This window comes from Aquimarina macrocephali JAMB N27, from assembly GCF_000520995.1.
Classification (GTDB): Bacteria; Bacteroidota; Bacteroidia; order Flavobacteriales; family Flavobacteriaceae; genus Aquimarina; species Aquimarina macrocephali.
Genome location: NZ_JACA01000048.1, coordinates 74825 through 86341 on the forward strand (window position 1 = coordinate 74825; position 11517 = coordinate 86341).

General features: G+C 35.5%; 20 protein-coding genes. 7 read left to right on the forward strand and 13 right to left on the reverse strand.

The genetic code is table 11. The features are described from left to right. Window positions 1-29: 29 nt before the first annotated feature. The 4 genes from Z054_RS0122705 to Z054_RS0122720 form a co-directional block, all read right to left on the reverse strand. A complete protein-coding gene (locus Z054_RS0122705) occupies window positions 30-479 on the reverse strand; it encodes a JAB domain-containing protein (RefSeq protein WP_206538810.1) in 450 nt (149 codons plus the stop codon). Window positions 480-682: 203 nt separating this feature from the next. Next, complete coding sequence (locus Z054_RS0122710) at window positions 683-928, reverse strand: hypothetical protein (RefSeq protein ID WP_024772324.1); 246 nt, start codon at window positions 926-928, stop codon at window positions 683-685. A gap of 95 nt (window positions 929-1023) precedes the next feature. Continuing rightward, complete coding sequence (locus Z054_RS0122715) at window positions 1024-1428, reverse strand: hypothetical protein (protein ID WP_024772325.1); 405 nt, start codon at window positions 1426-1428, stop codon at window positions 1024-1026. A 244-nt stretch (window positions 1429-1672) separates the two neighbouring features. Next, complete coding sequence (locus Z054_RS0122720; protein WP_161635325.1) at window positions 1673-1960, reverse strand: helix-turn-helix domain-containing protein; 288 nt, start codon at window positions 1958-1960, stop codon at window positions 1673-1675. Between the two features lie 204 nt (window positions 1961-2164). On the opposite strand from Z054_RS0122720, the gene Z054_RS0122725 reads away from it, so the two are divergent. The 5 genes from Z054_RS0122725 (at window position 2165) to Z054_RS0122745 (ending at window position 5127) form a co-directional block, all read left to right on the forward strand. Continuing rightward, the gene (locus tag Z054_RS0122725) at window positions 2165-2596 is read left to right on the forward strand and encodes a hypothetical protein (protein WP_206538811.1); all 432 of its coding nucleotides are present in this window, start codon (window positions 2165-2167) and stop codon (window positions 2594-2596) included. Between the two features lie 5 nt (window positions 2597-2601). Continuing rightward, window positions 2602-3099 (forward strand): hypothetical protein, encoded by a 498-nt coding sequence (locus Z054_RS0122730; protein WP_024772328.1) that lies wholly within the window; start codon window positions 2602-2604, stop codon window positions 3097-3099. A gap of 129 nt (window positions 3100-3228) precedes the next feature. Then, a complete protein-coding gene (locus Z054_RS0122735; protein WP_024772329.1) occupies window positions 3229-3459 on the forward strand; it encodes an addiction module protein in 231 nt (76 codons plus the stop codon). Between the two features lie 44 nt (window positions 3460-3503). Continuing rightward, window positions 3504-3731 (forward strand): hypothetical protein, encoded by a 228-nt coding sequence (locus Z054_RS0122740; protein ID WP_152538649.1) that lies wholly within the window; start codon window positions 3504-3506, stop codon window positions 3729-3731. Next, window positions 3709-5127 carry a hypothetical protein gene (locus Z054_RS0122745; RefSeq protein ID WP_024772331.1) on the forward strand — a complete coding sequence of 473 codons (1419 nt, stop codon included), beginning with the start codon at window positions 3709-3711 and terminating at the stop codon, window positions 5125-5127. Before Z054_RS0122740 ends, Z054_RS0122745 begins: the two co-directional genes overlap by 23 nt. Window positions 5128-5144: 17 nt before the next feature. Here the strand turns inward: Z054_RS0122745 and Z054_RS0122750 are convergent, their stop codons facing one another. Beyond that, window positions 5145-5939, reverse strand: coding sequence for an N-6 DNA methylase (locus tag Z054_RS0122750; RefSeq protein ID WP_024772332.1), 795 nt, complete (start codon window positions 5937-5939; stop codon window positions 5145-5147). Between the two features lie 324 nt (window positions 5940-6263). Between Z054_RS0122750 and Z054_RS31860 the strand changes: the two genes are divergently transcribed. Together Z054_RS31860 and Z054_RS0122760 are read left to right on the forward strand one after the other, a co-directional pair. Continuing rightward, window positions 6264-6500, forward strand: a complete 237-nt coding sequence (locus Z054_RS31860) for a FitA-like ribbon-helix-helix domain-containing protein (RefSeq protein WP_035093143.1) — start codon at window positions 6264-6266, stop codon at window positions 6498-6500. Beyond that, window positions 6497-6931 (forward strand): type II toxin-antitoxin system VapC family toxin, encoded by a 435-nt coding sequence (locus Z054_RS0122760; RefSeq protein WP_024772334.1) that lies wholly within the window; start codon window positions 6497-6499, stop codon window positions 6929-6931. The genes Z054_RS31860 and Z054_RS0122760 overlap by 4 nt, the downstream gene beginning before the upstream one ends. 72 nt (window positions 6932-7003) lie before the next feature. Here the strand turns inward: Z054_RS0122760 and Z054_RS0122765 are convergent, their stop codons facing one another. From Z054_RS0122765 to Z054_RS31865, 8 genes are all read right to left on the reverse strand, one after another. Continuing rightward, window positions 7004-7540 carry a hypothetical protein gene (locus Z054_RS0122765; protein WP_152538650.1) on the reverse strand — a complete coding sequence of 179 codons (537 nt, stop codon included), beginning with the start codon at window positions 7538-7540 and terminating at the stop codon, window positions 7004-7006. Window position 7541: 1 nt separating this feature from the next. Beyond that, complete coding sequence (locus Z054_RS0122770) at window positions 7542-8360, reverse strand: hypothetical protein (protein WP_024772336.1); 819 nt, start codon at window positions 8358-8360, stop codon at window positions 7542-7544. Then, window positions 8357-8641 (reverse strand): hypothetical protein, encoded by a 285-nt coding sequence (locus Z054_RS30520; RefSeq protein WP_152538651.1) that lies wholly within the window; start codon window positions 8639-8641, stop codon window positions 8357-8359. Before Z054_RS30520 ends, Z054_RS0122770 begins: the two co-directional genes overlap by 4 nt. Window positions 8642-8833: 192 nt before the next feature. Continuing rightward, on the reverse strand, window positions 8834-9229 hold the full coding sequence (locus Z054_RS0122780) for a hypothetical protein (RefSeq protein ID WP_024772338.1): 396 nt from the start codon (window positions 9227-9229) through the stop codon (window positions 8834-8836). Window positions 9230-9235: 6 nt separating this feature from the next. Continuing rightward, complete coding sequence (locus Z054_RS0122785; RefSeq protein ID WP_024772339.1) at window positions 9236-9634, reverse strand: SMI1/KNR4 family protein; 399 nt, start codon at window positions 9632-9634, stop codon at window positions 9236-9238. Continuing rightward, on the reverse strand, window positions 9631-10269 hold the full coding sequence (locus Z054_RS0122790; protein WP_152538652.1) for a hypothetical protein: 639 nt from the start codon (window positions 10267-10269) through the stop codon (window positions 9631-9633). Before Z054_RS0122790 ends, Z054_RS0122785 begins: the two co-directional genes overlap by 4 nt. A 242-nt stretch (window positions 10270-10511) precedes the next feature. Continuing rightward, the gene (locus Z054_RS0122800; protein WP_024772341.1) at window positions 10512-11159 is read right to left on the reverse strand and encodes a hypothetical protein; all 648 of its coding nucleotides are present in this window, start codon (window positions 11157-11159) and stop codon (window positions 10512-10514) included. Then, on the reverse strand, window positions 11153-11517 hold a 365-nt coding region (locus tag Z054_RS31865; RefSeq protein ID WP_024772342.1), incomplete at its 5' end, for a hypothetical protein. The genes Z054_RS31865 and Z054_RS0122800, both read right to left, overlap by 7 nt.

Genomic DNA, 11517 nt, shown 5'->3' on the forward strand with positions numbered 1-11517 from the left:
CAATCTTTGTTCCAAAGAGGTGAGGGGGCTTATAATTCTCCTTGATCAGTCATGGATCGATAGCCCTCTCTGGATATGATGACATGATCTAGAATCGTTATACCAAGAATCTCACCAGCATGCTTCATACGTTCAGTCAGTTTCTTATCTACATCACTAGGCATTAATGAGCCACTAGGGTGATTATGACATAATATGATACCAGCAGCTAAACACTTAATAGCACCGCAAAATACTTTAGTAGGATCAGCTAGTGCAGCGGCAATCCCTCCGGTGGAAATAGTGACTATACCAAGTACCTGATTAGCTCTATTGAGATACATCGCTTTAAAGGTTTCAAAAGCATCTATGGTATCATAATCCCAAGATTCTTTGAATAATATGGCCGCATCTTTTGACCATTTTATCTTAACACGATCACACGCTTTTACTTTATTGGCATAGGTTAATTTGACTTCAGATACTTTGCTTGGAACCATTTTAATTGTCTTCATTGTTCATGTTTTAGGTTAGACATTTTATGCCACCCTAAAAAGGATCTGACTTGGTTTGCAGTACATAGATATGCTGCGATGCATCTACACTGCTCTCCAAGTCATATCCTATCTTTGCAAGCAAATGTCTAACCTAAAAAAAAGGGAATCTCAATGAAGCGATTCCCTAAAGACAAATGATAGATACGTTAGTGTGTTTTCACATAGGTATCTACTTTGACAAAATGTGTACTACCATTTTTAACGGAATATTTCCGTTTAATGATATGTAAATTAGCCCGCATTTTTCCATTGAATTTGTACTGATAATCTTCCGGTAAATTTCGGAGTATTTCAATCACTTCTTCAACATCAATACTACAGACTAATGTATTTAGTCCAAATCGGAAATGAGGTTTAGCATTACCAAGATAAATATCTTCTCCTTGTGCCATTTTTAAAAGTGTTAATGGTTAAAAAATATGATGTAAAAAAGGGAATCTCAATAAATTGATTGTGATTCCCTATAGTTAAAAAGTACGATGAATTATTAAGCTGTAGTAGCTTGTTTTTTAGACCCCCGCTTTCCTGTCTTACCCGTGGTAGACTTTTCTTCAGTTTTTGTCTTCTCAGTCGTATCTTTTGGCTCATTGTCATTAGCTGCTTTTGAATTATCATTAGCAGCATCTTTTCTCTTACTTGAATCCGGCACGAAGTCATCAATAGCAACAAAGTGTGATCTCCCAAATTTATCAGGGTTCTTACGCTCTATTACTTTAATATTGAAAAAATGCGATCCTTCATACTCATACTTCAGATTTTGTACTTCTTCTGATTCCAGAAGCTCTTTCAAATCTTCCATACAAATTGCACCTTTCAGGATGGAAAAGCCGAATTTTTCTTCGTTTGCAGGTTTCAAATTAGCGATGTACAAGTTGGTTTTTGAATTTGCCATTTTTGTAAGATTTTAGTGTTAAACAATATGTAAAACGTAAGACTTGCAGCACAACAAAGTGAGTGCGCTATCGTCTATTCTCAAGTGCATAAATGCAGCTATAAAACAGGTTAGTTTAGTTATGGAGTAATGCCTAGCATTACTATAGCTCTCAATTTAGAATTGATGCAAGTTTACGGGCGGCAATCTATCGGGGAGTGGTTGGGATTTCAAGAAGAATGTTGTGCGAATGTGAAGAAATTTCCTAGCTGTTGAATTTAGGATTCGCTTGAAGAAATTCGTATGCCTTATTAATAATATCACCTGGGGTAATATCAAGGGCTTTCGCAATTTTTATGAGGTTGTTGATTTTAGGAGAAGACACTTTTCCAGAATCATATCGTTGAAAAGTATTACGTTCCAGATTGGATACAGCGCATACATCACTCTGTGACATTTCTTTTTTATCTCGATAGTGACGAATTGCTTGTCCCATTGATTCTGCGATCAACGCCTCCTGACGTTTTTCTATCTTTTTTTCTGTGTCTGTCATTTTCACCATTGCGTTCAAATTTAGACAGAATTGTCTTCAGAAACTACTTATATATTGTTGCCTTATAAATATAAGGCTTATATTTGGTGGGCAGTTAATTTGTTGTATCTTTGAATATCTACAAATTATGTTTCACGTATTTAAAACAAAAAAAGGATGAGAACAAAGAGTAAACAATGCACACTACTAACCGTAGTTTGCGCCATGAGCCTAATGCTATTTATTGGATGTAGCAGTGATGATGATGAAGCTGCAGGAGCAGCTTCTATTGAAACCATATCGACTGAAATTATCGGTAGAGAAATTGGTAATGGGGATGATTTTGTGGTCGATTTCACCATAAATGTTACCTATCCAATGGAAAATGCTGAGGTGCAGAACTTTTCAAGACCGCTGGATAAGTGGCGTATTGATGGTAATGTTGCGAGTCTTCGATATCTAAAAGAAGATATAACAGTAGAAAGACTTTCTTTGATGGTTGATAAACCTACAAGCGAAGCTGACAAAGCAAGATTCACTAAAGTAGTCGTTTCAGCGAACGGCAAAACATATAATTTGTATGTTGATACCGTGCATACAGAAGCACTTATCCAAAGCAACCAAACCTCACCTGTTCGCATTACCATCTCAAACTAAATCTTATGAAAGCAATAGGTATCAACACCGTCTTCGCCTGTCTATTCAACCTATTATTATGTGTTTCTTGTGGGAGTGATGATGGGGCAGAGGAACCGACCACAACGACCATTAATTCATTAGCATCATTAAAGGCTGCTTTTGACAATGGCGATATTACAATGGTAGATTATAAGACCGTTAAGCAGAGAGAAATACTGAATCAGACCATTACTAAAATGGAAGTAAACAGCCAAGGTGATACGGTCAATGATTTGCCGCATATTAAAATCACTTCCAAGGCAGATGATGGTGTTACTCTCAGAGTTCGATTAACACTAAAAGAAGATCCAAACCTAGAGATAGTCAATGGAGTTAGAATATCTGTTTGGGTAAAAACTATCGTCTATCTAAACGGATTGCAAAGCACCTCATTCAAGCCTTTTGCCATCATCATTAACAGCGAGATTACTTCCACGGGTCTCAATACGTTAGATGATACGCTTCAGGTGTATTTTCGCTAGGCTCCGCTTCCCCAAGCAATTGAGTTTGTGAGTTGAAAGGCCGTCCGAGAAATCGGGCGGCTTTTTATTTGAGACCTGTTCAGTATATAGAGAATGTGATATAATGATTGCTATACAGGAGTATTATTCATGGCATTAGAATACATTATCGATGAAAACGGTTTGACCAAAGAAGTGCGTATACCAATCGCTGACTGGAATGCCCTCAAAGAAAAATATGAAGGACTGGAAGAAGAAGTCTTTGAAATTCCCGAATGGCAGAAAGAAGAAGTGCGTAAACGCCTTAAAGACATAAAAGAAGGTAGGGAAAAATTACTAGATGGTGCTTCGGTTCTAAATGAGTTGGAATCCACATTATAATGTATCAATACACCATTTCCGAGGGGGCAAAAACTCATATTCAGTTGACCATTCAATGGTATAAGGATATCCACACTCATCTTGCAAAACGTTTTCTTGCCTGCGTGCGTCAAACCATTCAACTTTTAACAGAATATCCCGAAATAAAACCTGTTGTGTATGATAATGTGCATTGTGCTGGAGTTAATGGTTTTCCTTATACCATACATTACCTCATAATCATATTTGTTCACATTAAATTATCATTTTATGAGGTATTTTCACCTTCCTAAATTATTCTTCTTTATCATTTCAGTTATTGGATTATCCGCGTTTTCTCAACAAAAAGGGTTAACATCCATTGAAGCAGTGGATAAAGATCATTTTGTTGTCAGAAACGATTCCGATATTCCGCTCGACGTAGAAGTGACCGATAAAAGAGGTAAAAAAGTCAAGAAACTAATAGGAAAAAATGTAGGAAGAAGCAAAGGACAGCCCAAATTAGAAGGCAAAAAAGAGGTCTTTTTCAGTAGGCGGTATCTGGATGGTGAATCCACTATATGGATTCGCTATACCTATGAAAGCTTGGAAAAACAGTTGAACAAAGAGTTTACAAAATTAGAGGGTTTAAAACAGGGATATAAATGGAAAAAACGCCTTAACAGAGAATTACAAAAACGTAAGGTCACTGTAGTTGAAACGAATTTGAATGAAGAACATAAAAGACAATACCATAATGCAATTAATGCATTTTCAAATGGTCTAAAAAATGTATTTACAGGATGGTACTCTGTTTATAATGAAACTGATTATCGTAAGCAAAAGCAGGTTATCAAGGATAATATTGATTTTTATTTGGCTCTTTATGCACAAACCAATACGGATGATAAAAGATATTATCATAATCCAGAGGAACTCATTCAAAAAGACAAACATTTTGATAGCAAGGTAAATGCAAATAACATTGTAAGTATCGGCTTTACTCTTTTTAAAAGTAGTTTGGGAGACAATTGGAGTAATGGAGGCACTGGATTATTAAACCCTTCTTATGAACTTCTTTATGCTAGAAAATTGTGGAATGGATTCCGCCTTGGAGAAGACACTTATTGTTCATTTTACGGTTTCGTGACTCACGACCGCTATGTACACGATATAGTTAATGAAGATAAGCGTTTCTTTGTAGGTAGAGATTATGTTGAGAACCCTTCACAGGATTTCACTGAAATTATCTCCGAAAATAAAATTGCACTTCGTACTAATCAAGTAAGTGCGGGGTTATTATTCCGCTCCAATATTTTTAACAGATTTAATCTGGATTTTGGAGCAGGGTATAATGTTTATGAATGGGCTAATGTATTTTTTGATAGAAATAAAGATAAGCCAGTAAGGCATCTGAGTGGTGCAGAAATGCGAAAGAACACATTTACTGATGTGGTAGATTACAAAAATACCTCTCGATTTTATGGTGTAACTGGTATTAGTTGGTCGGTTATAAAATCTTCAAAAGCTAAAACTAAAATTCGAGCAGTAGAGCTTTTTCTAAGAGCAAAATTCTGGCAACGCGATTTATTGCCTAGTGATAATTTTCAAATCTTTGAACAACAAGCAGGAATATTTGAGAAAATCACTATCACAGATGACAATGACTTTTTTTACACGCTTAATTTTGGACTGAATTTCGATTGGTAATTCAAGGAAGAGGGAGACTAATCCCCCTCATCAAACATAGCAAATAGATCCGTCTGCTTGCCGACTGTACGAATTAGTTCAGCTTCTGCCTTTTCTTCTGCATGTTTGGCTTTTTGATTCTGCCATATCTGGTAGATAGCACTTTGTTCCTTTTCAATGGAAATAATACTTGGTAGCCCGTAGATACGGATGTTGTGATTAATTTTCCAGCCTCGTTGATAGTCATCTGGATTGAGTGCATTATGCTGTACTACTTCACCTTCGCAGCCATGTAGCATCATGTTGATACAGCTCATTTTGCAGCAAATAGGATCAATGTCTTCGCCGTAAGTATAGTTCCCAGGGAAATGCCCTTGAAATGCTATCAGGAACCGTCCAGAACCACAGGTAGGATCACTTATGGTAATACCTTTGCCAGTTAAGTCTTCGCCTTCGCTAGATTGAATCAGAGTCATTAAATCAACAACAGGTTCTGGTGTGAAGAATTGCCCTAAACGGGATTTCTTGCTACGGCTTGCCAGTGCTTCGTAGAAAGCACCAAACACATCAAACCATTTACGTTCTTCTGAATTGATCTTTTGATGAAAGAGTTTCAAGATTTCTGGGATCATGGAGCCAATCAGTAAACGTTCATTCTTGGTGTATTTGTCAAATATGCTGACGGGGTAATTATCCATATTGGGGGGTGTAAAATAATTCATCATTGCGGATAGAAAATCATCAAACACAATGCTGTAATCGTGTTTATATTCTAGTTTGCGGAATAGTTCATAGAATGGTCTAAAATCATGTGGAATATCGGTTGTTTTCATGTGGTACTCCTTTAAGTGATACAGGTTGAATGTCCTGCGCTTCCACTTAGCGGAGCGGTTTTTGCCCGAAAGAAGGCAAGTGGCGGTTACAAAAATACGAGCGCGCGATAGCGTGTATGGAGATTTTTGTCAGCGGTACTTGAGGTAGGAAATAGATGAAAGAACCGTCCCTCTTTACGGCAAAAAAAGTCAGCTTTGCAGGTTATTCAAACTGAGTTGCTTGGAAGGATTTATGAAAGGGATGTTCCACTTCCTGATATTTGACATCATTGCAATCATTGATTATAATGTAATCACATAAGGAGCTTTGATATGGCGAGTGTTATGATTCGTGATTTACCAGAAAAGACCAAACGTAAACTGGCTGTGCGTGCAGCAGAGCAGGGCATGTCTCTGGAAGCCTATTTGCGATTAGTGTTACATAATGCATCGATGGAGAGTATGGTTGGCTCGATGGATATTCTGGATGCAGCAGATCGTTATTTTGGTGTGTCTAATGGTATTGATCTGGATTTACCAGAACGCAATTCAACGCGTGAGATTGTGGATTTTGAATCATGATTATTCTGGATACAAATATTGTATCGGAATTGATGCGGGAACAGCCAGATCAGAACGTGAAGCACTGGATCAGTGAACAGAAACAATTTCATTTGGCGATTACAGCAATCACCATTGCAGAAATACACTATGGGATTCAACGATTACCACTCGGAAAACGTCGTGATCAATTGGAGCAACGATTTAAGGCATTTGTTGATGAGGTGTTTGTAGGGCGGATATTTTCTTTTGATGAGGAAGCTGCTTATCACTATGGTTCCTTGTACGCACATTCCGTTTCAGAAGGGCATAATGTGGATGCAGTTGATATGATGATCGCTGCCATCGTCAAACAGCATGACGCATTACTGGTAACACGCAATATCAAGGATTTCAAGCAATGTGATATAAAGCTAGTTGATCCTTTCAGCTCTTCTGAGGTGATGCATTAGTCAGGAAGCCTGTACAAAATAAAACACCCCGCCATTTCTAGCAGGGTGTTTTATTCATTAAGAATATAAAGCTCATTCAAATTTACCTTCTTTACTAGCCCTTACAATGGAAATGAGTGCCATTGCCTTGTAAAATGGGTTTTCAAAGTCTTTAGGCTTCATGACGGAAAGCTCCCGTTCTATTCCGTATGCTTTTGTAATGTTATGCTCCGGTAATGGTTCTTTGCTTAGATCGATAAGCTTTTTAAATGTAGACTGTTCAAAGTTAGATGCAGATGCAATCTGTTTTCTACACTCACTATCCATGTGAAATCCATAAGAAACTCTTGAAATGTTTAAAACAAGATTTTCAGGGATATGTGCAGGGATGCTATCTACTTGTAATGCTTTTTCATGAAATGCAATATAGCTTTCTCCAGTACGATCTTTCAAACTACCTGCTTTTACCAGACAATCTTCAAGCTCTTCAAGGACGGCCTTGATATCAACCCCTTTCTTTTGATAGGAAGCAACGATACATTCTAAACCAATCTGTTCTACCGATTGTTGTTGTGCATTGGTAGTGCATACCATCATACACAACAAAAGCAAAAGGACGAATATTTTCATGTTATTTTGATTTAAGTGGTAAACTTAAGTATTTATCTATAACCTTCTTATTGAACAAAATATTAAGCAATTCTTTACTAACAATTATTCGTCTGAATGAATTGCCTTCCGAGCCAAAAATTTCTTGAGTTAAGCATATTGGGTTGTTAATAGGTTCTTTAAAAGAAGGGAGAAAATCACCAGAAGTAGGAGTATACCTAATTCTTCCACAACAATCCAAGATCTCTTTGTGTTGTGAATACCATGAGTTCTCCATGTTAAGTGGTGATTCTGCCACAGGTACAATCAGTTGTACTACTGTTTCTGAGATTTTTCCTGATTTATGGATGATCACATCCCTACTATCTAACCCCATAGGTTTAAACACATCTTCATAAAACGTTTTTTCAACAAGAACTGAATCATATTCCCAATGAAGAGAAAACATCACTTCGTTTTTTTTCCACTTAGGTTCTTGTTTAATTCTAAAGGGGGCTATCTGCTTCTCTTTATATCCACAAGAACTAACTGGGAAGGTTATTTCATAAGTATTTCTTCTATAGCTATCTATGTTCTGCTGAGGTTGAGGGTATTCCTTGTTGCCCAAAGTGATTGCAACATACTGAGCTTTATCGATTTCTTCTTTGATGAATATAGCACTTGTTGGAATATTAGTAACCTCACCCTTATGGGAGGTTAATAATTTTTCCATACGATCGCATATTATAGACTCTTCAACAACGAAATGCGAAAAACCTTCATTAATATGGATGTCTAGTTTTTTAAAAGATTGGACCTCCTTAGAAGTCCAATCTCCACTAATAAATCTTCGCTTTATCATAAGCCCAAAGCTATCAAAATTTCTGGATAATCTTTATAACTTTTCTGTCCACAATAGTGTAGCCACATCACAACCTTTTCTTCTGTATGTTTGGCTTTTTGATTTTGCCACATTTGGTAGATGGTGCTTTGCTCTTTCTTAATGGGGATGATGCTTGGTAGCTTGTAGATGCGGATATTGTGATTAATCTTCCAGTCTCGTTGATAGTTACCAGGATTGAGTACATTATGCTGTACTACTTCACTTTCACACCCATGTAGTATCATATTAATGCAAGCCATTTTGCAGCAAATAGGATCAATGTCTGTTGCATAAGTATAAGTTACCTGGGAAATGTCCTTGAAATGCGATTAGGAAGCGACCAGAGCCGCAAGTTGGTTCACTCATGGTTTCCCTTATCTGTCGTTTTTTAAAAGCCAAACAAGCATACGGCTCATAAAAAAGCCCCGCTATTGCGAGGCTTCATTTTATAATCAATTCGTTTCTATTCTTAATAGTTGCTCTAATAACTTTTGGGGTTTTGGTATTCTTCTTCTTTTAAGATATTCTAAAAGTTCCTTTTCATCTTTTTCTTTCAGATAGATTAAGTATATCGAATAGGTTATAGCAATTCCTGTACTTAAACTCTCTGGTTTGCTTTTCTCTAAAAAGTTGACACCAAATGTTATTATAACCTCTTTGTTTTTATTAATGTAACCTTCTATTTTATCAGCTGATAATTGCGAGTTTTCAACTTCTTCCTTAATAAATCCCGCCATTAACGAGAGGTTATCTTTATAAATATCACATCCGACCTGTTTAGCAATAGAGTTTTCTATTTCAACTGTCTGTGTATTTCTTAAAATTTTCTCTATTATAGATACTTCCATATTTTATTATACTTCTTTTTGAATAATACTTTTATAAATACCCTCTTCATTTCGTTCGGCAAAATCACAAGGATGTAGTAATGTTCCTTTTTGTTGTATCTCATTAATAACATCCTTTGTCCATCCAAATAGTGAGGAATGAATAGGTGTTAAATAATCCACAGAGTGAGACATAAAATAGACTGTATTTTCTTTTGTTATCTGGCTAACTGCAATACAATCAAAATCTCCATTTCCCCATGCATGAAAGTTTATAATTTTTTCACTAGCAAAGTATTCCATTTCATCAAGAGAAAGAATTTGTTGCCCGAATAAAACAAGACCGTCAGAAAATATTAACAATTCTTTTAACTCTGTTGGCAGTTCAATACCTTCCTTGCTTTCAAAATTATTGATTGCTTTCAATGTAGCCCCTTTTGATATGGATCATGAATTAAACCATACACAGCTCCATCTTTATCGATGCCCAAATAATTACCATCTCCTAAATCTTTAATAACATAGAAATTTCCTTCATCAATTTCTATTTTGAAAGTGTTTTCGATATCCAAGAATTTTCTTATTGGGCTTTGCTTTTCTAGCAATATGATCTCTTCAAGTTTTAATTTATCATCATTATTATATTGCTTAAATTCAATATTTGAAGTATCAAATTCTTCAAAATTCAAATCGCTAAATGATGTGCTTGGATCTAAGTAATAACCCCAGATAGTGCCGTTAAGTAGATGAATACTAATGATATTCATTAGCTTTGTTTTTTTATTCTTAACTTTAATATTATTTATCTCTGATGACTCTGGGAAAGATTTCTTTTTAAATTTGTTAAATAGTTTTTCATCCAATGCAAAAGAGATATTTCCTTCTTGCTGTAAAATCATAGGCCTTTTACTTACTATAAAATCATAATTAACTTGCTGCTTAAGAAACGAGTAATCACTCGGTAATATACTCACTAAACTCTTCAAAAATAAAATATCTTTTTCTTCAATTTTAGAAGATTCTGGTAATTTGTACTTTTTTCTTTTTAAAAAATTAAACATTTTTATTTCCATTTTAAATTACCTAATTAAATTGCCTTAGAGCCATAAATATTAGCGTCAAGGTTTGGTTCAATTTTTATTAATTTCAATGCAAAACTAGCATCTTTAGCAATTTTATTAGATGGCATAGCCCTGGTTTTTATATCAAATACTCTTCTAGAAACCATAAAAAACATTAGCAATATAACTGGCCCTAGCAGACATCTTAAAGAAAAAAGCCACCCCTAAGGATGGCTTTCAATTTATTTAATCAATTCTTTGTATTTTATTGGTAACCATTCTTTTATTTCATCCCACTCTTCTTGTGGTTGCTTAAATTGTTTCTTAAAAACAGAAGCATATTCAGGCTTAAACCCAATTAAATCAAGTGGGTGTTCATAGTCGTTAGCTGAATATTTCCCCCAGCTTCCACTCTCACTAAAAACAAAATATTCGTTAGCAAACATTTCAAAAATAGTAGTAGAGATAAAGTTACCACTCATGAGTTCTTCCCAAGTGATGTCTGATGGATATATCATTCTGAAAGGAGGAACTTTTAACTTCCTTCCATAATCATTTTGAACGATAATCAGTTTTGTATCTCCTACTTCTTCAATACAATTCTGTAAATTTTCAAAGTCATCTTTTTCAAATAAAATTCCGCCACGAATAGCAAGTAAAGAAAAGTCATCTTTAAACATCACATCAGGCAATCCTTTGTCCTGATTTTTAAAAATGGTGTTTTGAATTGGTTTCCACTTTTTTAAATAATCTTCATTTGATAAATAGTACTTTTTTAGATATTCTAAGGCAACACTTTTATTACCCCATTCATTTTCTGAAATTGTTTGTGAATACATTGAGTACACTTCTGAAGCATACTTATTTAACAATTGGGCATGTTCTACCATGGTATAACTCTTATTTTAAATAATTGACCTGCATTTTTTATGTGAAGTGTAGGGACTCCACCACCTTTCGCTGCATTATGTAAACCGATTCTAATATCTCCTGACTTAAAAAACATTTCTGCCCCATTGATCTGTATTTTAGCTCCATACTGTTGAGATAATCCTTTAAAGATATCATTTGCATTTCCTTGTATAGATCCCTGTCTAAGACCTCCTTTTAATCGTTTAAGTTTACCCGCATTTCCAACAAGACTTTCTACACTATTAAATCTCTGTAAAAGTTTAGGTACTCCCCTAGCAACCTTTCCAGCCCTACCAGCAACACCAGCACCTGGTATCAAAGATAAAGATTCCATTT